General features: G+C 62.3%; 19 protein-coding genes. All 19 read right to left on the bottom strand.

Annotation, left to right across the window (positions count from 1 at the left end; all coding sequences use genetic code 11):
- Positions 1-1,374, bottom strand: a 1,374-nt coding sequence (locus NV64_RS20240; protein WP_101506651.1) for a hydantoinase B/oxoprolinase family protein, incomplete at its 3' end; no start/stop codon positions are given.
- Positions 1,364-3,424: a hydantoinase/oxoprolinase family protein gene (locus NV64_RS20235; RefSeq protein WP_101506650.1), complete on the bottom strand. Its 2,061-nt coding sequence runs from the start codon at positions 3,422-3,424 to the stop codon at positions 1,364-1,366. The genes NV64_RS20235 and NV64_RS20240, both read right to left, overlap by 11 nt.
- On the bottom strand, positions 3,421-3,888 hold the full coding sequence (locus tag NV64_RS20230) for a GNAT family N-acetyltransferase (RefSeq protein ID WP_056232875.1): 468 nt from the start codon (positions 3,886-3,888) through the stop codon (positions 3,421-3,423). Before NV64_RS20230 ends, NV64_RS20235 begins: the two co-directional genes overlap by 4 nt.
- Positions 3,889-4,529: 641 nt before the next feature.
- Positions 4,530-5,036 carry an Lrp/AsnC family transcriptional regulator gene (locus NV64_RS20225; protein WP_056232876.1) on the bottom strand — a complete coding sequence of 169 codons (507 nt, stop codon included), beginning with the start codon at positions 5,034-5,036 and terminating at the stop codon, positions 4,530-4,532.
- Positions 5,037-5,190: 154 nt separating this feature from the next.
- Entirely contained in the window at positions 5,191-6,507 is a 1,317-nt protein-coding gene (gene gabT, locus NV64_RS20220; RefSeq protein WP_101506649.1) for a 4-aminobutyrate--2-oxoglutarate transaminase, read from the bottom strand.
- Between the two features lie 153 nt (positions 6,508-6,660).
- Positions 6,661-7,788: a M20 aminoacylase family protein gene (locus NV64_RS20215; RefSeq protein ID WP_233209055.1), complete on the bottom strand. Its 1,128-nt coding sequence runs from the start codon at positions 7,786-7,788 to the stop codon at positions 6,661-6,663.
- Positions 7,789-7,795: 7 nt separating this feature from the next.
- The gene (locus tag NV64_RS20210) at positions 7,796-8,722 is read right to left on the bottom strand and encodes a glyoxylate/hydroxypyruvate reductase A (protein ID WP_056232881.1); all 927 of its coding nucleotides are present in this window, start codon (positions 8,720-8,722) and stop codon (positions 7,796-7,798) included.
- On the bottom strand, positions 8,722-9,570 hold the full coding sequence (locus tag NV64_RS20205) for a GNAT family N-acetyltransferase (RefSeq protein ID WP_056232883.1): 849 nt from the start codon (positions 9,568-9,570) through the stop codon (positions 8,722-8,724). Before NV64_RS20205 ends, NV64_RS20210 begins: the two co-directional genes overlap by 1 nt.
- Before the next feature lie 9 nt (positions 9,571-9,579).
- Positions 9,580-10,911 carry an FAD-binding oxidoreductase gene (locus NV64_RS20200; RefSeq protein WP_101506647.1) on the bottom strand — a complete coding sequence of 444 codons (1,332 nt, stop codon included), beginning with the start codon at positions 10,909-10,911 and terminating at the stop codon, positions 9,580-9,582.
- 91 nt (positions 10,912-11,002) lie between these two features.
- The gene (locus NV64_RS20195) at positions 11,003-12,667 is read right to left on the bottom strand and encodes an ABC transporter ATP-binding protein (RefSeq protein WP_056232888.1); all 1,665 of its coding nucleotides are present in this window, start codon (positions 12,665-12,667) and stop codon (positions 11,003-11,005) included.
- Positions 12,664-13,518 carry an ABC transporter permease gene (locus tag NV64_RS20190; protein ID WP_056232890.1) on the bottom strand — a complete coding sequence of 285 codons (855 nt, stop codon included), beginning with the start codon at positions 13,516-13,518 and terminating at the stop codon, positions 12,664-12,666. The genes NV64_RS20195 and NV64_RS20190 overlap by 4 nt, the downstream gene beginning before the upstream one ends.
- Complete coding sequence (locus NV64_RS20185; RefSeq protein WP_056232892.1) at positions 13,518-14,471, bottom strand: ABC transporter permease; 954 nt, start codon at positions 14,469-14,471, stop codon at positions 13,518-13,520. The genes NV64_RS20190 and NV64_RS20185 overlap by 1 nt, the downstream gene beginning before the upstream one ends.
- 14 nt (positions 14,472-14,485) lie before the next feature.
- On the bottom strand, positions 14,486-16,090 hold the full coding sequence (locus NV64_RS20180; RefSeq protein ID WP_056232894.1) for an ABC transporter substrate-binding protein: 1,605 nt from the start codon (positions 16,088-16,090) through the stop codon (positions 14,486-14,488).
- Between the two features lie 84 nt (positions 16,091-16,174).
- Complete coding sequence (locus tag NV64_RS20175) at positions 16,175-17,452, bottom strand: FAD-binding oxidoreductase (RefSeq protein WP_056232896.1); 1,278 nt, start codon at positions 17,450-17,452, stop codon at positions 16,175-16,177.
- Positions 17,453-17,470: 18 nt separating this feature from the next.
- Entirely contained in the window at positions 17,471-18,139 is a 669-nt protein-coding gene (locus tag NV64_RS20170; RefSeq protein WP_101506646.1) for a haloacid dehalogenase type II, read from the bottom strand.
- Positions 18,140-18,175: 36 nt separating this feature from the next.
- Complete coding sequence (locus NV64_RS20165) at positions 18,176-19,645, bottom strand: aldehyde dehydrogenase (RefSeq protein ID WP_101506645.1); 1,470 nt, start codon at positions 19,643-19,645, stop codon at positions 18,176-18,178.
- A gap of 349 nt (positions 19,646-19,994) precedes the next feature.
- Positions 19,995-21,452, bottom strand: a complete 1,458-nt coding sequence (locus NV64_RS20160; protein WP_101506644.1) for an NAD-dependent succinate-semialdehyde dehydrogenase — start codon at positions 21,450-21,452, stop codon at positions 19,995-19,997.
- A gap of 889 nt (positions 21,453-22,341) precedes the next feature.
- The gene (cbl, locus tag NV64_RS20155; RefSeq protein ID WP_056232904.1) at positions 22,342-23,298 is read right to left on the bottom strand and encodes an HTH-type transcriptional regulator Cbl; all 957 of its coding nucleotides are present in this window, start codon (positions 23,296-23,298) and stop codon (positions 22,342-22,344) included.
- Positions 23,299-23,443: 145 nt separating this feature from the next.
- Complete coding sequence (gene nac / locus NV64_RS20150; protein ID WP_056232906.1) at positions 23,444-24,361, bottom strand: nitrogen assimilation transcriptional regulator NAC; 918 nt, start codon at positions 24,359-24,361, stop codon at positions 23,444-23,446.
- Positions 24,362-24,847 lie beyond the last annotated feature (486 nt).

Here is a 24,847-nt window from a genome sequence, read left to right as displayed (position 1 = left end):
GAACACCTCAAAGGCCATCTCAGTGGCCAGGCCGCCGCGATACTCGCCCGCCCCGGCGCTGTCCGCCGCCAGGCCGTAGCGGTGGAAACGCACCGGCACTTCCGCTTCGTTGATCTCGATCGGCGTGTTTTTCAGGAACGCCGAGAGGCCGCCGGAGCCATCCGGTCCGTCGTGCTTCGGCGTGCCGCCCGCGCCGCCGCCCACCGGCCCCAGCGACGCCACCAGCGTGCGGTTCTGCGCATCCACGGTACGGATGTTGATAATCGAGTTACCGCCCGGCGAGTTGGCGGGCAGCCTGTCCGGCAGCGCCAGCGAAAACGCGCCGACCGTGGCAATCTGCGACATCGCGCAGGTCAGCGAGCGCATGCCCACCGCCGCCGGTGCCTCACAGTTCATAATGGTGCCCGGCGGCAGGATCGCGCGGGTCGGCCGCAGCGTACCGGCGTTGAGCAGCAGCGAACGATCGAGGGTGGAGAGCACGTAGGTCACGCCAACCAGCGCCAGCGGATGACGCTCACGGCCGCCGGTGGGCATATTCAGCGACGACATCAGCTGCGGGTCGCTGCCGGTGTAGTCCAGCTCCAGGCTGTCACCCTTAACCCGCAGCGTCACCGCGATGCGGCACGGATAGCCGCCTTCACTGTCCTCATCGGCGTAGTCGGCATAGAAATAGTCGCCGTCGGGAATAGTGCGGATAATGCTGCGCGCCTGCTGTTCGGCATAGTCGAGAATGCCTTCCACACCGGTAAGGAAGTCGGCAATGCCAAAGCGGGCGATAATCTCCTGCACCTTGCGTTCACCGATGTTCACCGAGGCGATCTGCGCGTTAAAGTCGCCCCAGTTCTGATCCGGCGCGCGCACGTTCAGCCGCATAATCTGCGCCACCTGCTCGTTAAGCACGCCGTTGCTGATAATTTTCAGCGGCGGGATGCGGATCCCCTCCTGCACGATCTCGGTCAGCGACCGCGATAGTGAAGCCGGCACCGCGCCGCCGACGTCGGTATTGTGGATATGGCCGACCACAAAGCAGGCGATTTCGCCCTGATGGAAGACCGGTTTCCAGATATGGATATCCGGGGTATGCGTCGCCACGTTACCGGCGTAGGAGTCGTTGGTGATGCAGATATCCCCCTCCTGATAGCCGTCGATCAGCGCCAGCACCGGGCCGTAATCGATGCCGCTGTACCAGGGCGCACCGAAGCTGCGCGGCGAGGCAAAGGCCAGCCCGTCGCGGCTGACGATCTGGCAGGAAAAATCTTCCGTCTCTTTCACGAAGGTGGAGTGCGCGGTGCGCATCAGGGTAAACGCCATCGCATCGGCGGCGGCGGCACAGTAGTTGGCAAGAATTTGCAGGTTACGTCCATCAATGGCCATCAGCGTCTCCGGTTTGCGGGGTAATGATCAGGTTGCCGTAGCGGTCGACGTCGACCTGCATCTGCGGCGGAACACAGGTGGTGCAGTCGTCCTGGGCGATAATCACCGGCCCGGTGAGCCGGTGTCCGGCACCCAGCGCGCTGCGCGAAACGAGATCGACCTGCCACCAGCGGCCGTCGATCCACGCATCGACCTGGCGCTGCACCGGCACCGGACCACTGGCGGCAGCCAGTTCGGGCAGCCGCGGTTTTGGCGTTGGTGAGCTGAGTACCAGCCGCAGGTTGATCAGCTGCACGTCGGCGTGCGCGTCGTGATGGCCAAACAGCCGGGTGTGATGGGCGTCAAAGGCGCTGCGGATCGCTGCCAGGTCGCCGGTCAGCAGCCAGCTTTCCTGCAGCACCACGTCAATCTCAAACGACTGACCGCGATAGCGCATTTCGGCCGAGAAGCTGAACTGCGACGGCAGGTTCGGGCCATACTCACGGCTCAGCCAGCCGCTGGCCTCGTCGCGCAGCTGCTGTGCGTTAAGCCGCAGTGCATCGCTGACCGCCGGCGTCAGTTCGCAGTAGAGCGTGCGGATAAAGTCATTTTTGATATCGGCCACCAGCCCGCCAAAGGCGGCCAGCACCCCCGGCGTGGGCGGCACCACCACGCCCTTCAGCTTCAGTTCACGGGCGAGGAAGCAGCCCATCATCGGCCCGGCACCGCCGAAGGCGAGGAAGTAAAACTCACGCGGGTCGAGTCCAAAGCGTGAGATCAGCCCGCTGGTGTCGCTGTACATGCTGGAGATGGCCAGCGCGATGATGTTTTCCGCAGTCTCTTCGACGCTGATGCCCAGCGGCTGCGCCAGCTTCTCCACCGCGGCACGCGCGCCGGTGACGTCCACCTGCACGGCGTTGTAACCGAGGTCGCCGTGGCCAATCAGCCCACAGGCGGCAAAGGCGTCGGTCGCCGTCGCTTCGGTGCCGCCGCGACGGAAGCAGACCGGGCCCGGCAGCGAACCGGCGCTGTCCGGGCCCACCTGTAACACCCCCAGGCTGTCGATCCAGGCGATCGAGCCGCCGCCCTGGCCTACGGAGGTGACCGACACCGATGGAATATAGATCGGGAAGTCACCGATAATTTCGCCGCTGCCGTACTCAGGGCGGCCATCAATGATTACCGCCACGTCGGCGCTGGTGCCGCCGATATCCAGGCTCAGCAGCCGGTCAAAACCGCAGGTTTCCGCGATATAGCTGGCCCCAATCACCCCGGAAGCGGTACCGGACAGGACCATCTGCACACATTCGGCTTTGGCCTGATCCAGCCCCATCACCCCACCGTTGGATTTGGTGATGCGCGGCGGCACCGGCACGCCCATCTGCTGCAGCGCCCGCTCAAAGGCCTCCAGATAGTGAATCACCTTTGGCTGCACGTAGGCGTTAATCACCGCGGTAATGGTGCGTTCGTACTCTCGAATAATCGGCCAGATCTCCGCCGAGCAGGAGGTGAGCAGTTCCGGTGCCAGCTCAGCCACGATTTCACGCACCTGCCCCTCATTACTGCCGTTGCGATAGCTGTGCAGCAGCGATACCACGATGCCCTGACAGCCCGCTTCGCGGGCGGCAGCCACCGCCTCCTCCACGCTGGCACGATCCACCGCCTGCAGCACCTTACCGTCACGATCGGTACGCTCGCGGATGCCAAACACCCGATCGCGGGAGATCAGCGGCACCGGGCGGCGTGAAAACAGGTCATGAATATGCGGGATCTTCAGCCGCGCCAGCTCCAGCACGTCGCTGAACCCGTCGGTGGTGAACAGCGCCAGCTTGACGCCTTTACGCTGGATCACCGCATTAACGCCAACGGTGGTGCCGTGGGTGAAGTAGCCGATCTCTGCCGGGTTAATGCCGTCGCGCTGTTGCAGCTGCGCGAGGCCGGTGGTGATTTCACTGCCGGGGCTGTCCGGCCGCGACAGGACTTTCAGAGTGCGGATGCTGTTGTCACGTTCATCCAGCACGGCAAAATCGGTGAACGATCCGCCGATATCGACGCCAACGCGGTAACTCATGGGGTGCGGTCCTCTGGTGGGGTGGGTATAAATTCCATTAGTCGCTCAGGCTTCGCCACCGCCTGCCAGCCGGCACGGCGATAGACGTGGTGGGCATCGTCGGTGGCCAGCATCCAGCGTTTGATGGTGCGCAGGTCGGGGTGGTTCAGAATGGCCGACGCAAACCAGCCGCCGAGGCCTTTACCCCGGTGCCCGTTATCAATAATCACGTCGCTGAGGTAGGCAAAGCGGCTGTAGTCGGTGATCAGCCGGCCAAAACCCACCTGCTGCTGCAGGTGCCAGATGCCAAACGGCATTGAGGCCGCCAGCGATCGGCGCGTCAGTTCGATGCTTTGCCCCTGTGCCCAGTAGCTGTGTTCGGTGAGCTGGCGATGTACCCAGTCAATATCAATTTTCTGCGGGTCACTGCTGAGCAGGTATTCATCACGCCGCCATTCGGCGAGGCGCGGGACAAACGGTTGCATAGGGGCTCCGGGGCTGTTTTCTGGCGATTAAGAAGAGTGTACGGCGATTGCCACGGGGAGTTTTTTGGTAACGCCGGGTAACTACGGCGTTTTGTGGGGAAATGCGTGCAGCCGGGGAAATTTTCTGCCGGGCGATCAAATGGCCTGTTCACTGTGGGTTTTGCGTTGCTGTCTTAAGGGCATGGCTTTTTGTTCGGGTGATGGGTTCGGCCGTGGGCGAAAAGAACGCCGGGACGCTGCAAGTACGTCCCTGTAAGCTCGGGCGGCGCTCCCTGCGCCGCACGCCCGGCTAACCTTTTCGCCCGCGTCCTCCCTGTTGGCTGTTGCGTTGCTGTTTAAGGGCGTAGCTTCTCGCTCTGGTGAAGGGTTCGGATTCGTACTGACTTGGTCTGATTTGGTCTGATTTGGTCTGATTAGGTTTATTTGATTTTTTTGTCTGGTTTTAAAACAGCGACGCAGAAAATAGCAGGCAATCGGGGTTTATCCGGATAAGCGGACCTTCGGGCACACGGACGTGCCCGGCAGAGCCCAGGGACGTTACTGGCGTGTCCGCGTTCCGGATAAACCCCGATTAGCCGGGCACCGAAACCCGAAGCGACCAGCGGCCAGCAGCCAGCAGCCAGCCATTATCCGGGACAGGATTAAAACTCCACCTGCGTATGCCGCGCTATCAGCGAGCGCAACGGCACGGTGCTTTTCATAATCGGGGACTTGATCACGATGTAACTGAAGTACTTATCGATGCCCACTTTGGCATCCAGCAGCCCTTCAATCACCTCCTGATAATGTTCAATGCTGCGGGTGATAAAGCGTAACAGGTAGTCGTAACCGCCGGTGATCAGATGACACTCCATCAGCTCATCCACCTCACGGATCGCCTGCTCGAACTTGAGAAAATCCTCGCGACGGTGCCCCGAAAGCGTCACCTCGGTAAACACCGTCACCGAATCGGTAATTTTGGTCAGATTGATATGCGCCTCATAACCGGTAATAAAACCGGCGGTCTCAAGGCGTTTCACGCGTTGCAGGCAGGGGCTGGGCGACAGCCCAACGGCATCGGCCAGATTGACATTACTGATGCGGCCATCTTTCTGCAGCTGCACCAGAATATTAATGTCGATACGATCCAGTTTCATTAAGCCGTTCATAGCACCCCTTAAATTCACAACTGCGTCACATTATGCTGAAGATATAGCACGCTTTTTATCTGCCACGCCAGCGTTTTACTGCGCTATATCTTCAGGCCGTTATTATAAAAACTATAATAATATCAATAATAAATCAGTTTATATGACCCTGCTGTCACCCCAGACGGCCGGTGGCCCGCGCCAGCGCAATATCAAAAATGTGCAGCGCCTCTTCCAGCTGCGAATCGCTGGTCACCAGCGGCGCCAGGAAACGCACCACGTTACGGTGCAGACCACACTTGATCAGCAGCAGCCCTTCCTGGCAGGCGCAGTCGAGGATCTTTTGCGTCAGTGCGGCATCCGGTTTGCCGGTTTCAAAATCAATAATCTCTGCCGCCTGCATAAAGCCGATGCCGCGAACTTCGCCAATACAGGCGTACTTATCGGCCAGCTGCTGCAAACGTGCGTTTAACTGCTCGCCGAGCTGGTTAGACCGCTCCAGAAGATTGCCATGCTCCATCAGATCCAGCACCGCCAGCGACGCCGCACAGGCCAGCGCGTTACCGCCGTAAGTGCCGCCAAGGCCGCCCGGGGTTGGCGCATCCATAATCGCCGCCTTGCCCACCACGCCGGAGATCGGCAGACCGCCGCCGAGGCTCTTCGCCACCGTCACCAGATCCGGCACGATGCCGGTGTGCTGGAAACCAAACATCTTGCCGGTGCGGCCAAAGCCGGTCTGCACTTCATCACAAATCAGCAGAATACCGTGACGCTCGGTGATTTCACGCAGCGCCTGCATAAAGACTGGGGAAGCCGCGAGGAAACCGCCGTCGCCCTGCACCGGTTCGATGATGATTGCCGCCACGCGCTCCGGCAGGATCTGCACGGCAAACAGCGTCTCCAGCGCCTTCAGGCAGTCCTGCTCTGAGACGTTGTGGAAAGCATTCGGGAACGGCACGCGGTACACTTCGCCCGGGAACGGACCGAAGTTCTGCTTGTAAGGCTGGCTCATCCCGGTCAGGGTGCAGCCCAGCAGCGTGCGGCCGTGGAACGCGCCGTCAAAGGCGATAATGCCGGAACGGTTGGTGTAGGCGCGGGCGATCTTCACCGCGTTCTCTACCGCTTCCGCACCGCTGGTGAAAAACACGCTCTTAAACTCTTCACCGGCACCCACCAGCTTATTCAGGCGCGTCGCCAGATCGATATAGCCCGGATAGGCCGCCACCTGGAAACAGGCGTGTGACACCCGCTGCAGCTGCTCGGTGACCGCATTCACCACCGCCGGATGGCTGTGGCCGACGTTCAGCACGCCAATGCCGCCGACGAAGTCCAGATAACGGTTGCCTTCCACATCCCACACTTCAGAGCCCTTGCCTTTGGCAATCACAATTGGATGGGCGGTCACCACGCCGCGCGGGACGTTCTCACCGCGCTTGTCGAGGTACAGGGCGTTATCGGAAAAAGTCTGCTGCTCAGCCAGTAAATTATGCATATCTTTGCCTCATTGACATCAAGATGAAGAGTTACCCTGTTCGCCTTCAGGCAGCGCGGGCATAGGTCAAGTATCGCAATAAGCCGGACGCTGCTGCTGCCGTTCCCGGAACGGCAGCAGCATTAACTGTTGTAATCAATCGACGAACATCACTTAAATTTCTGCCGCCAGCGTTTCCTGCACCAGCGCCACAAACCAGCGGATGCCGTACGGGATCACCGCGTCGTTGAAATCAAATTCAGAGTGGTGCAGCGGGTGGCTGTCCGCCGAGCCCAGCCACAGATAGGCCCCCGGTTTCGCCTGCAACATAAAGGCGAAATCTTCCGAGGTCATCGCTGGTTTTGGCGCTTCGCCATACTCCAGACCGGCGCGGCGCGCGGCGCGCAGGGCGATCTGTGCCTCTGCCGCACTGTTTACGGTGGCCGGGTAGTAACGCTTGTAGTTGACCTCCGCCTGCAGGCCGTGGGCCGCGGTGACCGACTGCGCCAGCTCGCGCATGCGGCGTTCAATCACGTCCTGTACGCCGCCGTCAAAGCTGCGCACCGTGCCCATAATCTCGGCCTGCGCCGGGATCATGTTGTGCGAGAAGCCGCCGTTGATTTTGGTCACCGTCAGCACCGCCGGATCGCAGGGGTCGAGGTTGCGGCTGATAATGGTGTGCAGCTGCACCACCAGTTCGCTGGTGGCCAGCAGGGTGTCCGGGGTCAGCTGCGGCTGCGCGGCGTGGCCGCCGCCGCCGTGAACGGTAATGTTAAACACGCTGCCCGCCGCCATAATCGGCCCGGCGCGGGTCTGCGCCACCCCGGCAGGCAGCTGCGGCCAGTTGTGGATGGCGTAGACCGCATCGCAGGGGAAGCGGGTAAACAGGCCATCGTCGATCATCGCCTTCGCCCCCGCCAGCCCCTCTTCCGCCGGCTGGAAAATGAAGTACACCGTGCCGTCAAAACCCGGATCGTCGGCCAGCGCCGCCGCAGCGCCCAGCAGCATGGTGGTGTGGCCGTCGTGGCCGCAGGCGTGGCAGACGCTGGCCGTCTGGCTGCGCCACGGCTGACTGCCGTTGTCCTGCATCGGCAGCGCGTCCATATCGGCACGCAGGCCGATGCTGCGCGAGCTTAACCCCCGTTTCAGCACGCCGACCACGCCGGTTTTACCGATGCCGGTGTGCACCTCCAGCCCCAGGTCGCTGAGGATCTCAGCCACGATTCCGGCGGTGCGGTGTTCGTTATAGGCCAGCTCCGGGTGCTGGTGCAGATCGCGCCGCAGCGCGACTAACGCATTAATATCCATATTAATATCCTTGTTGACGGTCGACGACGCCGACCATAGGTTCTCCGCGCTGATGGCGACGAATGTTGGCCAGCAGCGCGACAACGGCACTCTCCGGCTGGGTCTGGCTGGCGATATGTGGCGTCAGCCAGATCTGCGGATGGTGCCAGAATCGGTGCTCAGCGGGCAGCGGCTCGGGGGCGGTAACGTCGACCACCGCCGCGCTCAGCTGACCGGCGTCCAGCGCGTCCAGCAGATGCTGATGGTTCAGCTGCGCGCCGCGCCCGGCCTGCACCAGCGCCGCACCGGCGGGTAACTGGCCGAACAGATCGGCGTTTAGCATCCCTTCGGTGCGTTCGGTGAGCGGCAGCAGGCAGATGAGGATATCGCTGCGCGCCAGAAACTCACCCAGCTGTTCATCCCCTGCCCAGCAGCGTACCCCCGGCAGATCGCGCGGGGTGCGGCTCCAGCCGCCGCAGTCGAAGCCCATCGCCACCAGCGGTTTGAGCACCGCTTCGCCCAGTGTACCCAGCCCCATCACGCCGATGCGGCGTTTTGCTGCGGTTTGCACCGGGTGCGCCTGCCAGACGCCCGCACGCTGCTGCTGCAGGTAGCGCGGCATATCGCGATGCAGGCCGAGCACGGCAAAGGTGACGTACTCGACCATGCCGCTGGTCAGCCCCGGTTCGATCATCCGTACCACCGGCAGGTCGGCGGGCAGGCGTGAGTAGTCAAACTGATCGGCCCCGGCCCCGACGGAGAACAGCACCTTAAGATTGGGGAACTGCTGCATGATGTCTTCCGGCGGCTGCCAGGCGACCAGGTACTCCACCTCTGCTGCATTGCCCACGTCCGGCCACTGACGGAAGCTGGCCTCCGGGGCCATATCAGCCAGCAGGCCGGCCCAGATACGCCCGCGCTCCGCTTCAGATTTGTAGACGATATTCATCAGGCCATCGCCTGGGACATCAGCCCGAACGCCTGCATGCCGCCGCTTTCCGGCCGCCACGGGGTCCCTTTAATCATGGTGGTCGGCGCGTCCACTTCCGGCAGCCCCTGTTCGGTCAGCCACGGGCCGATACCGGCCTCGCGGTCGGTGTCGATACGGACAAACTGTCCGCCCAGCGTACTCAGCAGCTGGCCGATCAACAGCTTCGCCGCCGCCGGAGTGCGGGCGGTCACCGGCCCAATGGCGTAACCGTGGCCGAAGCGGCGCAGGCAGGCAAAACCGGCCGCGGCCCCCTGCTCTTCCAGCACCAGAATGCGCTCCGCGCTCTCCAGCAGGTTAGCGATCAGCCGTGGCCGCTGCTGGCCGGTGGCCTGACGATCCAGCGCGGTCAGCAGCGTGGCGTCCTGCTGGCGGGCGCTGCGGATCTGCTGGTGCGCGGCGCAGGCCGGCGCGGCCACCGCCGGCAGCAGGCGGCACTGATGCTGTTCGACGTGGCCGGTGGCGACAAAACCGAGCTTTTCATACAGCCCTTTGCCCGCTTCGGTGGCGTGCAGGCGGATATTGCTGCCCGCCAGGGTCTCAAGCCCGGCCAGCATCAGCTGCTTACCAATGCCGCGCCCCTGCTGAGCATCGTCAACGATCACCAGCCCGAGGGTGGAATAGTCCACCCCCCAGCGCCAGGTGATCAGGGTGCCAATCAGCTCGCCGTTCTCCACGGCGGCAATCCCCTCGCCCAGCAGCAGCGCCTGCTGCCAGTCGCCCGGCCGGTGCGGCCACTGCAGTTTCTGCGTCAGCGCGAACGCGGCATCAAGGTGCGCGTCGCGCAGCGGAATAAATTCTACGGTCATGGTGATTCCTTACATCAGCCCGGGCGCTTTCAGCCCGGAACCGTCGGTGAGACGTTCGTAACGGAACGGGGTCGGGTCGACCACCGGCGTATCCAGCGTGGCAAGGTCGGCAGCCAGACGCCCGGCACCCGGGCCGATGCCGAAGCCGTGGGCGCTGTAGCCGGCGGAGATCACCAGCCCCGGCAGTTTGCCCACGGTGGAGATCACCGGCACCGCGTCCGGGGTGCTGTCAATCATGCCGCCCCACGCCTGCTCCAGGCGGATCTGCTGCATCTGCGGGAACTCGCTGCGCATCGCCGCCAGTCCCTCTTCGACCATCGCCATATCCGGGCGCGGGTCAAGAATACGCACCTGTTCAAACGGTGAGATGCCGTCCATCTGCCAGCGCGCCGGGGCTTCCGGGCCGCGGATAAACGGGGCAAGGCCGAGGTTCAGGGTCAGATTTTTACGCCGCGCCTTAAAGGTCGGCCAGAACTGCCGCGCGTAGCGCAGCCCCTGCGCGCCCGGCTCCAGGCGGCCACGGCCGGAGACCGACATGGTGTAGCTGCCGTCCAGCTGCGGGCGGCAGGCAAAGCCCGGCGTGTAGAGCGGCAGCGCGATTTTCTGTTCGATCGGCGCGGTGCGGAAGGCGGTGCCGATCACGTTGCCCAGCGGCAGATCGATGCCGTGGCGGCGGCAGAACATTGAGGTCCAGGCTCCGCCTGCGCAGATAACGCTGCTGGTTTTGATCAGGCCGCGTTCGGTGATCACGCCGCTGACCCTGCCGGCGGAGATATCCAGCCCGCGCACCGCGCACTGCTGGAACACGAATGCGCCCAGCCGCTGGGCGGCAATCGCCAGTCCGGGAGCCGCCAGCGCCGGTTCGGCGTGGCCGTCGGTCGGCGAGGAGATGCCGCCCAGCCACTGGCTGGTGCTGCCCGGCGTCAGCGCTTTGGCGCGTTCGGCGGTAAGAATTTCGCTGCTAAAGCCGTAGTTAGCCGCCATGCGGTTCCAGCTCTCCCAGGCGTTGATGTCGTCCTGGCTTCTGGTGGCATACACCAGCCCGCTGCGGCGGAAGCCCAGCTCTTCGCCGGTTTCGGCCGCCAGTTCGCTCCAGCGCTGGATGGCGTAGATCATCAGCGGCAGCTCGCGCTCGTCGCGGTTCTGCTGGCGGCACCAGCCCCAGTTGCGGCTCGACTGTTCGCCGCCCACCAGCCCTTTCTCAATCAGCACCACGCTGACGCCTTTTTTTGCCAGCTCATACGCGGCGGCGGTACCGGCAATACCGGCGCCAATCACCACCACGTCCGCCGACGGCGGGAAATACGGGCTGTCCTGAACGTATCGAATCGGTGCAGGCATGAATGTTCCTTACCAGTAATCGTTTAATTGGGTCATGTTATCGTCGGGCAGCACCTTCCCACCCGTTCAGCATCGGCCTGCGCCGCTGACGTCAGAGGGCGATGTCGCTCTCTTCATGTTCATCCAGCCAGCCCTGACGCAGTTCCGGCACGGCGCGCTTCAGGCGCTCGTAGTAAATTTCCGTTGATGGCTTGTCGTAGTCAGCCCGCGCCACCTGGGTGACCATGCGGCCGTTTTTCATCACCACAATTTCGTCACACACCGAGCGCACCGCGTGCAGATCGTGGCTGATAAACAGCACCGTCAGCCCCAGCTCGCGGCGCAGCTCGGTAATCAGATCGAGTACCGCCGCCGCCACTACCGTATCCAGCGCCGAGGTGACCTCATCGCAGAGGATCAGGTCCGGCTCGGCGGCCAGCGCCCGCGCCAGGTTGACGCGCTGCTTCTGCCCGCCGGAAAGCGACCAGGGCTTGCGCCACAGTACGCTGCGCGGTAACCGCACCAGATCCAGCAGTTCGAACAGGCGTTTTTCCAGCGCGGGCCCGCGCAGGCCGTGGAACAGCTTCAGGGGCCGCTTAAGGATGGCCTCAATGCTGTGCGCCGGATTCAGTGCGGTATCGGCCATCTGGAACACGTACTGAATGCGCCGCAGCTCGTTTTCGGGGCGGCGATGCATATCCCCGTCAATGTAGTGGCCGTTAAACAGAATGTGGCCGCCGCAGGGCCTGTTCATGCCGGCGATAGCGTGCGCCAGGGTGGTTTTGCCGGAGCCGGACTCACCGATAATACCGATCGACTGGCCGCGATACAGGCTGAAGTTGATATCCTGCAAAATTTTCACTTTCGGCTGACCGTCCGCGTCGCGCGGGCCATAACCGGCCGCCAGGTCGCGCACCTGCAGCAGCGGTTGTTCCTCATTCTGCTGTGCCTGCCACGGGCTGGGGCGCGGCTGTTGCCGTGCCGCGTCCAGCAGCTGATGGCTGTACTCCGCCTGCGGGGCGTTCAGCAGCTGGCTGGTGGTGCCGTACTCGGCAATCTGCCCCTTCAGCAGCACCAGAATTTTATCGGCCATCTGCGCCACCACCGCCAGATCGTGACTGACGTAGATGGCGGTGGTGCCGCGCTGACGCACCACGCGGCGGAAGGCCTTCAGCACCTCCACCTGGGTGGTGACGTCCAGCGCGGTGGTCGGTTCATCGAGGATCACCACTTCCGGATCGCCAATCAGCGCCATGGCGGTCATCAGGCGCTGCAGCTGGCCGCCGGAAACCTGGTGCGGATAGCGATCGCCGATGGTGTCCGGGTTCGGCAGCGCCAGTTCGCGGAACAGCTCCACCGCCTTTTTCTCGGCCTCCGTGCGCTTCATCACGCCGTGGATCACCACCGGCTCGACCACCTGGTCCATGATTTTCATCGCCGGGTTGAAGGAGGCGGCGGCGCTCTGGGCAATATAGGCCACTTTGTTGCCGCGGAACTGGCACAGCTCAGCGCGTGACAGCGAGGTGACGTCGGTGCCGGCCACGTGAATGGTACCCCCGGCAATATGGCAGCCGTGGCGGGCATAGCCCATCAGCGCCAGCGCGATGGTGGTTTTACCGGAGCCGGACTCGCCGATCAGCGCCAGCACCTCGCCCTTCTGCACGGTGAAGTGAATATCCGAGACCAGGGTAATCTCCCGGCCGTCGTCGGCATGAGCGGTGACCCGCAGGTTGTCAACGGCGACCGTCGGTGTTGCGGTGTGCGGCATAATATTCATGCGGTCCCCTTAGCCAGCGTTGCCATCGGGCGCATCGCCTGCAGGCTGTCGATAAACAGGTTGGCACCGATGGTCAGGCTGGCAATCGCCACCGCTGGCATCAGCACCGCCGGTGAGCCGTCAAACAGGCCCTGTAGATTTTCACGCACCAGCGTGCCCCAGTCGGCGTATGGCGGCTGTACGCCGAGGCCGAGGAAGCTCAGGCCGCTGAGCAGCAGCACGATATAGACAAAGCGCAGGCCGAAGTCGGTGAGCATCGGGTGCAGCATATTCGGCAGAATATCGTGGATCGCCACGTAGAGGCGGCTCTCGCCGCGCAGCCGTGACGCCTGCACGTAGTCCATTGACCGCAGGCTGGAGGCCATGGCGTAGGCGATACGATAGGCACCCGGCCAGTAGGTAAACACGGCGGTGATAATCAGCATCGGCAGCGAGGAGCCAAACACCGCGACGATCATCAGCGCCAGAATTTTCCCCGGCAGTACCAGCATCGCGTCGTTAATCCGCCCCAGCACCTCTTCCAGCCAGCGGCCGGCCACCGCCGCCAGCAGCGCCAGCAGCGTACCGACCAGGCTTGCCAGGATCGCCGCGGTCAGCGCCAGGCCAATCGAGTAGCGCGCACCGTAGAGGATGCGGCTGAAAATATCGCGGCCGAGGTAGTCGGTGCCGAACCAGAACTCGCGGCTGAACGAGCCGAACATCGGGCCGGCACCGATGTCCTCCAGATTGTGCGGCGCCAGCGCGGTGCCAAACACCGCCATCAGGATCCAGAACAGGGTGATCAGCAGGCCGCAACGGCCGCTGACGTTGAGAGATTGAAAGAAGCGCCACGGTAGCGTCAGTGTATTCATCAGCCCCTCCACTTAGGATTAAATGCAATGGTCAGCACGTCCGCCGCCAGTAACAGGGTCAGGTAGCAGGCGGCGAAGAACATCACGCACATCTGCACCACCGGCAGATCGCGGTTGCTCACCGCATCCACCAGCTGGCTGGCCACGCCCGGATAGCTGAAGATACTTTCGATAATGATCACCCCGCCAAACAGGTATGAGAGGCTGAGTGAGATGGCGTTGGCAATCGGCCCGACCGCGTTCGGCAGCGCGTGGCGCAGCATCGCGCGCAGCGGACTGACGCCTTTAAGCAGGGTCATTTCCAGATACGGGCTGTCCATCTGGTTGACGATAGCGGCGCGCGTCATGCGCGCCATCTGGGCAATAATCACGCAGCACAGGGTCATCACCGGCAGCGCAAAGGTGCGCAGGAAGCCGAGGAAGTCCTGATGGGTGGAGCCGAGCGACATCGCCGGCACCCACTGCAGCTTAACGGCGAAGATCAGCACCGCCACGGTGGCAATCAGGAATTCCGGCACCGCCACCACCGCCATGGTGCTGACCACCAGCGCGCGGTCGAGGAAGGAGCCGCGCTTCATGGCGGCGGTGATGCCGATGGCCAGCGCCAGCGGTACCGACACCAGGGTGGTGGTAACGGCCAGCTGGAAGGTGGCCGGAATGCGCTGGGAGACCAGCTGCGACACCGGCACGTTGCTGGCGAAGGAGGTACCAAAATCGCCCTGAACCATACCGGCCAGCCAGCTGACGTAACGTACGAGCAGCGGCTGATCCAGTCCCAGCTGCTGGCGCAGTGCCGCCACCGTTTCCGGGGTGGCTGACTGGCCAAGGATCATCTGCGCCGCATCGCCCGGCAGCAGGCTGGTGATAAAGAACACCAGCGCCGAGACGATGAAGAGCGTAAGTAAACCCGACCCTATACGCCGGAGTATCAGTTTGAGTATGTACCTGTTCATCGCCGTTCTCCTGCTTATGCAGCCAACCAGGCAAACTCGTGGAAACGATAGCCCATCATCATGCCAGACGGCCAGGCTTCCACCCCTTTCACTTTCTTACTACAGCCGTCCATCGAGCTGATGAAGGCCGGGATCAGCGTGCCGCAGTTGTCGTAGACCAGCTTCTGCATATCGCCGTACATCTGCTTGCGTTTGCCCTGGTCGCTTTCGCCACGGGCGGCGGCCACCAGCTGATCGAACTGCTCGTTTTTCCAGCCGGACTCGTTCCACGGCGCGGTGGAGAGATAGAACTGGGAGAACAGCATATCCAGCGTCGGGCGCGGGTTGACCGAGCCGTAGCCGATCGGATCTTTCATCCAGTGTGCTGACCAGTAACCGTCGTACGGCACGCGGCGCACCGCGACGTTGAGGCCGGCCGACCGGGCGATCTGCTGTACCAGCTGGCCGCCTTCCACCGCACCTTCAATGTTTGGCGTGGTGATGATTTCGATTTTCGCCCCGGCCATATTGGCCTTCTTGATGTGGAATTTGGCTTTGTCGAGATCCAGCGGGCGCTGCGGCAGATCCTTGTTGAACATCGGGTGCCACGGCGGAACCGGGGTATCGTTACCGATATCACCAAAGCCCTGCAGCACGGTTTTAACGATCAGCTCACGCGGCTGCAGGTACTTCATCGCCAGCACGAAATCGGCGTTATTGCCCGGCGCACGGTCGGTACGGATAATCAGGTCGCTGTACATGCCGGACTTGCTCTCCAGCACGTTGAACTGGCCGTTCTTACGCAGGCGGTTGACGTCACCGGCGGAGAGCGTGGAGACCATCTGCAGGTCGCCGGACATCAGCGCGTTGACGCGGGCGGCCGGGTCGGTCACGCCCATCAGCTCCACTTCGTCGAGGCGCGGCAGGCCCGGCTTCCAGTAGTTTTTGTTTTTGGTGCCGACGGTGCGCACGCCCGGCTGGAACTCTTTCAGCACAAACGGACCGGTGCCGATCGCCTTGCTGAAGTCTTTGGTGCCGTCCGGTACGATCAGGAAGGCGCTGGTGGCGAGCAGCGACGGCAGGTCGAAGTTCGGCTGGGTCAGCGTCAGGGTCAGCTCGCCGTCACTTACCGCCTTGATATCGGCAATCTGGCTGGCCAGGGTAATGGCGGTGGAGGCCACGGCCGGATCTTTATGGCGGTTCAGCGAGTAGATCACGTCGGCGGCGGTCAGCGCCTTGCCGTTGTGGAAGGTGACGCCGGAACGCAGCTTCACCTGCCAGGTCTTACCGTCGCTGCTCTCAATCGATTCGGCCAGCGCGGGCTGCGCCTTCAGCTCTTTATCCAGCTCGGTCAGGCCGCTGTAGAACATAAACTGGCGGCAGTAGTCGCCGCTGTTGCTGCCGCGCGCCGGGTCCAGCGTGTCGGTGGCAGAGGCGTTGGCCACCGCCGCGCGCAGCTTGCCGCCCATTACCGGGGTTTCAGCGGCGAAGCTGAACTCCGGGAAGCCGATCAGGCCGGTGCTCATCACCGCGCCGGCCGACAGCAGTTTCATCATCCCGCGGCGGGTAATGGCCACGTCCGTGATGGCCTGGGTTATGGTCGGGTTAGCCTGGCTAAATTCTTTACGAAATTTACTCATCTGTGCACCCTCAAGTCGTTGTGTTTTTGTACCCTGGCAAATTCAGGCTGCGGCCAACGCCGCAGCACGAAGCATGACGGGTTGTTATGAAAAGCGATCCTTCGCCTTGTAGTACAGTCCGGCCACCGGCAGGAACCAGGGTTTCCCGAAGTAACCGGGAACCGCCGGCCAGCTGCTGCGCTGCCACGGATTATCGTTCGCTTTTTCGGTCAGCAAATCGGCCATCACCCGGCCCATCCACACCGACATCTGGGTGCCGTGCCCGCTGTAGCCCAGCGAGTAGAACACGCCATCCTGCTCGCCGGCGTGCGGCAGGCGGTCGGCGGTCATATCCACCAGCCCGCCCCAGCAGTAGTCGATGCTGACGTTGCCGAGATTGGGGAACATCTTCTGCATACCGGCCTTCAGCACGTCGCCGCTTTTAGCATCCGAGGTCGGGCTGCTGATGGCGAAGCGTGCGCGGCCGCCGAACACCAGACGCCGGTCGGCGGTGGTGCGCATGTAGTTGCCGAGGTTCAGCGAGGTGACGTAGGTGCGGTCTCCGGGCAGCATACGCTGCAGCACCCGCTCTTCCAGCGGCTCGGTGACCACCACAAAGCTGCCCACCGGAATAATGCGGCGCTGGAACCACTCAAACGGGCCGACGTTGGAGCAGCCGGTGGCCATCAGCACCTTCTCGGCGGTAATGGTGCCGCGGGCGGTGATCACCTGGTGACGGTGGCCGTTCAGCCGCGTCAGGCCGGTAACCGCCGTCTGTGGATAGATTTTCGCCCCGACGCGGGCGGCGGCGTTGGCGAGGCCGACGCCGAACTTGCCCATATGCATCTGGCCGCCGTGACGTTGTAACAAACCGCCGTGGAAGTCCGGTGAGTCGATCTCCCGCGCCACCTCTTCCCGGCTCAGCACTTCCACGTCCGGGTCAACATGGCGCTTCATCATTTCGCAGGCGGCGACCAGCGACGGCAGGTGGGAGGCCTTGCTGGCCAGCTTCAGCTTGCCGCAGCGGCGGAAGTCGCAGTCGATCTGCTCGCTGGCGACCAACCCCTGCACGTAGTCCACCGCGCCGGCGAACGCCCGGTAGTAGCGGGTAGCCTGCTCAACGCCCTGGCTTTCGACCAGCGCCGAGAAGTTCTGCGCCACGCCGGTGTTGCAGTGGCCGCCGTTGCGGCCGGAGGCCTGGCTCATCACCTCGCCCGCTTCCAGCACCACCACGCTGACGCCGCTGCGCGCCAGGCTCAGCGCCGCCGAGATCCCGGTAAAGCCGCCGCCGATCACCACCACGTCGGCGCTGGCCGGTAAATCGCCGCCTGCCGCACCGGTGAACGCCGGTGCCGTTGCCTGCCAGAATGATTCGAGTTTCATCGCCTGCTCCTCTGCGCCTTACAGGCCAACCACGCCCGGAAGACCGCCAATATCGCGGATTTCGGTGTACTCATAGGCCGGGTTAGCCGGGCCGTGACCGCGGTTTACAAATACCTTATGTTTGATGCCAAGGTCATAGGCGGTCATCAGGTCATAGCGCAGGCTGCTGGAGACGTGCAGGATCTCTTCCGGGCCGCAGTTCAGCTTGTTGAGCATGTACTCAAAGCCCTTCATCTGCGGCTTGTAAGCCCCGACCTCTTCGGCGGTGATGGTCATATGGATCGGTGCGCCAAGACGCGGGATATGGTGCTGGATCAGCTCGTCGGTGGAGTTGGTCAGCAGCACCAACGGGATCTCTTTGGCCACGATGCTCAGTCCGGCCGGCACGTCCGGGTGCGGGCCCCAGGTTTTGCAGGCTTCCATCACCGCCGCGCAGTCGGCTTCGGTGCACTCCACGCCCCACTTGTTACAGGTGCGGTACAGCGCACCGGCCACCACCAGCGGGTAGAGTTTGAAGGCACCGAGCACTTCATCCATACGGTAGTTAGAGAAATCGTCGGTAAACGCCCTCATCTGCTCCGGCGCGACGCGATCGGCAAAGATGGTGGCGGCGGCGCCGGCCATATCAAAGTTAATCAGCGTGCCGTAACAGTCGAAGGTGATGAATTTCGGTTTAAACACAGCCATTGCGTTACCTCTGGAGAGTTCGTTACAGGGAGAAAATCAGAAATCGATCAGCACGCTCTTATAGCGCTGGCAGGCTTCAAACGCCTGACGACCGAGGTCTTTGCCAATACCGGAGCCGTTAAAGCCGCCAGTGGGGATGATGAAATCGCCGGAGCGACCGTAACGGTTGATCCATACCGTGCCCGCCGCGATGCCGCGCATCGCCCGCAGCGCGCGGTCAATATTTTTGGTGTGCACCCCGGCGCACAGGCCGTAAGTGGGGTGTGAGGCCAGCGCCAGCCCTTCGGCTTCATCGTCGAAGATCTGCACGGTCAGCACCGGGCCAAAGATCTCCTCCTGCACCGCCGGATTATCCTGCTCCAGACCCGCCAGCAGCGTCGGCTGCCAGAAGTAGCCTTCGCCGGTGTCGGCAAAGCGGCCGCCGCCGACCAGCACTTCCGCCCCCTGCGCCCGGGCGCTGGCGATCACCGACTCGACCTTGCAGGCCTGGCGGCTGTCGATCATCGGCGCATAGCGGCTGCTTTCGTCCCAGGTGACGCCGGGGCGGAAGCTCTGGCACAGGGTGATCAGCTTCGCGATCAGCACATCGGCAATGCCGCGCTGGACGATCAGCCGGGTGCCGGCCACGCAGGCCTGGCCGCCGTTGGCGGTGAAGCCGCGCAGGATGCGCCCGGCCACTTCATCCAGATCGCCGGCGTCGTCAAATACCAGCTGCGGGCTTTTACCGCCCAGCTCCAGCGTTACCGGCTTCATGCCGTTAAACGCCGCGTCGCTCATAATGCGTGCGCCGGTGGCGGTGGAGCCGGTAAAGGAGACCTTGCGTACCAGCGGATGGGCCACCAGCGCGCTGCCGGTGACCGCCCCGCCGCCCTGCACGATGTTCAGCACCCCGGCAGGCAGCCCGGCCTGCAGCGCCAGTTCGGCCAGCCGCACGGTGGAGAACGGTGTCAGTTCGGAAGGTTTCAGCACCACGGCATTACCTGCCGCCAGCGCCGGGCCACATTTCCACGAGGCCATCGACAGCGGGAAGTTCCACGGGGTGATGGCCCCGATCACGCCGTACGGCTCCGGCACCAGCATGCCGAGGCTGGCGTCGCGGGTTGGCAGCACGTCGCCGCTGAATTTGTCGGCGCATTCGGCGTAGAAGCGGATCGCTTCGGCGGTGAACGGGATTTCGTGGTTGACCACGTCGTGGATCGGCCGGGTGGAGCCCAGCGATTCCAGCTGCGCCAGCTGCGGGTCGGCGACGATCAGGTCGGCCCAGCGCCGCAGTACCGCGCCGCGCTGGCGCGGCGGGCAGCTGGCCCAGCCGCTTTCACGCACCGCGCGATCCGCCACGCTGACCGCTTCATCAACCAGCTCGCGGCTGGCTTCAGTCATCTCTCCCGCCAGCAGACCATCGGAAGGCCGGTTAACCGCCAGCCGATCGCCGCTGCCGGCAACGTGCTGACCGTTGATATAATGCCCTGCGGGTAAGGCGATGTTTTCCGGTTTAAAACTCAGCATTTCGGCTTCCTCTGGCTCTGCTAATAAACAACCCGCTTGCCTGGGTTATTCGTAATTGTTTTAAGTAATGCAGAAAGTATGCCAGCCGTGGAAAAAATAATAATGCGTAGAAAGCAGCCCAAAAAAATTTTGTGCCGTAATGGTAGGCCTTTTTTGACAGATAAACCGACTGCTTAAATAGATGATTTACATCACAAAATAAACGCACCAGCATGGTGAAACTGGTACTAAACCTGCACCAGCGTGGCGCACCACAATAATGGAAAAATAGTTAAGTTGCGGGTTTTTCAGGCAAAAAAAAGCCTGCCCGTTTCGGGGGCAGGCTTTTTTTTGAAGATTAAAACGTTATTTACAGGCTGCCAAAGTGGAAGGCTTTTGATTCCAGGTATTCGTCAATGCCGTAATGCGAGCCTTCGCGACCGATGCCGGAGAGTTTTATGCCGCCAAACGGCGACTCGACCAGCGATACCGATCCGGTGTTGAAGCCGACCATGCCAAACTCCAGCGCTTCGCCGACCCGCCAGGCGCGGCGGATGTCCTCGGTAAAGAAGTAGGAGCCGAGGCCAAACGGCGTGTCGTTGGCAATGTCGATGGCCTGCTCTTCGGTATCAAAGATAAACAGCGGTGCCACCGGGCCGAAGGTCTCTTCATGGGCGATGCGCATCGCCGGGGTGACGTCGGTCAGCACCGTTGGCGTGACAAAGGTGCCGGGGCTGCTGCTGGTGCCGCCGGTCAGCACCCGTGCGCCGTGTTTTACCGCGTCTTCAATGTGCGCGTTAACCTTCTCCACCGCCGCCGGGTTGATCAGCGGGCCGATGGTGCTGCCCGCGCTGAAGCCGTCGCCGACCTTGAGTTTCGCCACTTCTTCCAGCAGGCGTTCGGCAAAGCGTGGATAGATGCCGCGCTGCACGAGGATGCGGTTGGCGCAGACGCAGGTCTGGCCGGCGTTACGGAATTTGCTCATCATCACGCCGGGGATGGCGATGTCGAGGTCGGCGTCGTCAAAGACGATCAGCGGGGCGTTGCCGCCGAGTTCGAGGCTGAGGCGTTTGATGCTGTCGGCGCTCTGCTGCATCAGCAGCTGGCCGACGCGGGTGGAGCCGGTGAAGGAGATTTTGCGCACGGTGCGGCTGGCGGTAAGGGTTTCGCCAATCTCTTTCGGCAGGCCGGTGACCACCTGCAGTACCCCGGCCGGGATGCCGGCGCGCTGTGCCAGTTCGACCAGCGCCAGCGCCGAGAGCGGCGTGAGTTCAGAAGGTTTGACGATAATCGGGCAGCCGGCGGCCAGCGCCGGGGCCACTTTGCGGGTGATCATCGCAATCGGGAAGTTCCACGGGGTGATGGCTGCCGCGACGCCGACCGGCTGTTTGAGGACGAGGATGCGGCGGTCGCCGGACGGTGCCGGGATGGTGTCGCCGTAGATGCGGCGCGCTTCTTCGGCGAACCATTTGACGAATCCGGCACCGTAGGTCACTTCACCTTTCGCTTCCGCCAGCGGTTTGCCCTGTTCGGCGGTCATGATCGCCGCGAGGTCGTCGCCGTTGTCGAGGATCAGCTGGTACCATTTTTCCAGCAGCTGAGCGCGTTCGGCGTTAGGGGTTTTGGCCCAGCTTTTACGCGCGGCGTCGGCAAAGGCGATGGCCTGTTCGGTTTCCGCGGCGCCGAGCGCCGGGATGGTGGCCAGCACCTCATTGGTTGACGGGTTGATGACCGGCAGGGTTTCACCGTTGATAGCATTTTGCCAGCGGCCGGCGAAGTAGGCCTGCTGGCGCAGCAGGGTTGGGTCCTGTAAGCGGGTTAACGGCATGAGTTTCTCCTTGAGGGTGAGCTGCGGGTTAGCGCGCAGCAAAGGCACGATTTCGGCGGCAATAAGCGCGATGCCACCACTGTAGCGGAGTGGCGGCGGCGGATGCTGCGCTATCGGTGTGGGGGATACGCTGGCGGCAGGGTTTTGTGACGGGAAACGAAATTTTATGCCGTGGGGGCTTTAGTGGCCGATCGCTTTACGTTCTGAGGCCTGATTTATCAGGGTGTGGCTTTGGGGCTGGGTCGCTTCAGGTTTCGGTGCCCGGCTAATCGGGGCGTGGCTTCGGGGCCGCTGGTCGCTTCAGGTTTCGGTGCCTGGCTAATCGGGGCGTGGCTTTGCGGCCGCTGGTCGCTTTAGGTTCCGGTGCCCGGCTAATCAGGGTGTGGCTTTGGGGCCGCTGGTCGCTTCAGGTTTCGGTGCCCGGCTAATCGGGGTTTATCCGGATCGCGGACACGCCAGTAACGTCCCTGGGCTCTGCCGGGCAAGTCCCTGTGCCCGAAGGTCCGCTAACCCGGATAAACCCCGATTGCCTGCTATTTTCTGCGTCGCTGTTTTAAAACCAAAAAAAAATCAAATCAAACTAAATCAGACAGCTTCCACGACTTAGTCTTCAGTATCCTGCCGAAAACGATGCCCTTTACAGCAACGCAGTAGCTGACAGGGAGGCCGCGGGCGAAAAGGTTAGCCGGGCGTGCGGCGCAGGGAGCGCCGCCCGAGCTTACATGGACGTACTTGCAGCGTCCCGGCGTTCTTTTCGCCCGGGGCCGAACCCGTCACCAGAGCGAAAAGCTACGCCCTTAAACAGCAACGCAACAGCCAACAGGGAGGCCGCGGGCGAAAAGGTTTGCGAGGCATAAGCCGCAGGGATGCGGCCTGGCCCGTCGATGACTTAAATCTGATAATCGATCACCGGTTCTTCTTCTTCCAGCGACAGCGCCTGGCGCTTAATCTCTTCCAGCGACAGATTGGCGTTGCACAGCTCAAGGAACTGCCAGACGTAGTTGCGCTGCAGCTGGCCACGCTTCAGCCCCAGCCACACCGTGTTCGGCTCAAACAGATGGCGCGCCTCCAGCCGGGTCAGCGGTGAGTGTTCGTCCAGCTGGCAGGCCTGGTCGGCCAGAACCCCTACTCCCAGTCCCAGCTCGACGTAGGTTTTCACCACGTCGGAATCCTGCGCGCTCAGCACAAAATCCGGCTTCAGGCTGGCGGCATGAAACGCCCGGTCCACTTTGGAGCGCCCGGTAATGCCCTGGCGATAGGTGATCAGCGGATAGCGGCTCAGCGTAGCCAGGCTCACAGGCTGGTGCTGCTCCAGCTCATGTCCTTTCGGCACCAGCAGCGCATGGTGCCAGCTGAACCACGGGAAGGCGGCCAGCGCCGGATTATTGACCACCTGCTCGCTGGCGATGCCGATATCGGCCTCACCGGCCACCAGCATGGAGACGATCTCCTGCGGTGAACCCTGGTTCAGCTCCAGCCGCACATTGGGGTAAAGCGCACGGAACGCCTTAATCACCTTCGGCAGGCTGTAACGCGCCTGGGTGTGGGTGGTGGCGATGGTCAGCACACCGCTCGACTCGTTGGTGAAGACGTCGGCCAGGCGGCGCACTTTGCCGGCCTCATCAAGAATGCGTTCGGCAATGGTTAATAACGCCTTACCCGGTTCGGTCATGCCCAGCAGGCGTTTGCCGCGACGGATAAAGATCTCCACGCCCAGCTCATCTTCTAAATCGCGAATATGGCGGCTGACCCCGGACTGGGAGGTAAACAGCGCGTTTGCCACTTCGGTGAGATTGAACTCGCAGCGTGCTGCTTCTTTAATGATTTTAAGTTGCTGAAAATTCACGCGCGTTGCTCCCTCTGTTATCTGTTGGTTTACCTCATGTTAAGGATGCACATTGATAGCAACAAATAATAAAAAGAGGTTTTATATGCCTTTTGGTGATAAGAGGGGGAAGTGAGGCGCGCGGTGGCGCGCCCGGCACGGCGGATTAACCTACCAGCATCAGCTCGCGCTCTTCCGCTAACGGCTGGTTTATCAGTGACAGCAAAATGGTTTTTACCGCCTGGGCGGATGGCGACAGCGGCTGACGCGCAGAGACGTTGAGCGACAACGGCAGATTCAGCGACGGGCTGCCGATACGGGCCATCCACGCGTTGGTGCTGCTGACCAGCGAACGGGCCGCGGATTCCGGCAGCACGGTAACGCCCATTCCGCTGGAAACCGCGGCGGTCAGGGTGGCGATCGATTCGATTTCACCGATGATGCGTGCGCTGAGGCGGCGCAGCGAGAAGGCTTCATCAACGCGTTTACGTACCGCACTGTAGTCGCGCGGCAGGAACAGGTTCATCTGCGCCACGTCGGCAAGATCGACGTTGCTGCCAGGGCATGCGTCGGTGCCAACCAGGTACAGCTCCTCTTTCATCAGCGGCACGCTGGTGATCCCCGCAGTTGGGGTGCGATCGTAGAGCACCGCCATATCCAGCTGGCCATTCATCAGTTTCTCATTCAGCGATGCGCCGCTGTTTTCGTGCAGATAGACCAGTACTTCCGGGAACTGTTCACGCACGGTCTGCAGCAGCGGCATGGTCAGCGAGGAGGCGGCGGTGCCTGGCGCAAGGCCAATGGCGACCTGGCCGCTGAGCACCTGACCTGCGTTGATGACCGCCATCTGAGCCTGTTCGCACTGGCGCAGGATGGTACGGGCATGGGAGTAGAGAATTTTACCGGCTTCAGTTGGCGTAACGCCGCGTTTGGTACGGATCAACAGTTGCTGGTCCAGCTCGTTTTCCAGCGTCGCCACCTGCTGGCTGAGCGCGGGTTGAGCAATATGCAGCACTTCCGCTGCCTGGGTCAGGCTGCCGATATCGACGATTTTCACAAAATATTTCAGTCGTCTTAAGTTCATGTTGCCTCCGTCCGGTGTGCCGGTTGCCAGTTGCGCTGGCGGTTATAAGTTTTCACTCTGACCGGGGAGGTATTGCAAGGGGTGTGCCAGGAATTACCTGGCTGACATAAGAATAGGATTAAGTACTTATCCTTATGATATATTTAACGTTAATTTATTAAAGTAAATAAGCCTTAATTTCCGGTCATAACTTTTTCATCGGCAATACCCGTGATATTGCACACCGGTGGTGCATCATTTGCCTTCGTGCTGTGCAGTAACATTCAGTGGGCAGGGTCGCTTCAGGTTCCGGTGCCTCGCCTGTCAGGGCGTGGCTTTGGGGACGCTGGTCGCTTCGGGTTCCGGTGCCTGGCATGTCAGGGTGTGGCTTTGGGGCCGCTGGGCGCTTCAGGTTTTGGTGCCTGGCATGTCAGGGAGTGGCTTTTGGGCCGGGTCGCTTCAGGTTTTGGTGCCCGGCTAATCGGGGTTTATCCGGAACGCGGACAC

The organism is Erwinia sp. B116 (assembly GCF_002865965.1).
Taxonomy (GTDB): domain Bacteria; phylum Pseudomonadota; class Gammaproteobacteria; order Enterobacterales; family Enterobacteriaceae; genus Erwinia.
The sequence above is the reverse complement of the archived record's forward strand: the minus strand, read 5'-3'. Positions and strand labels throughout refer to the sequence as shown.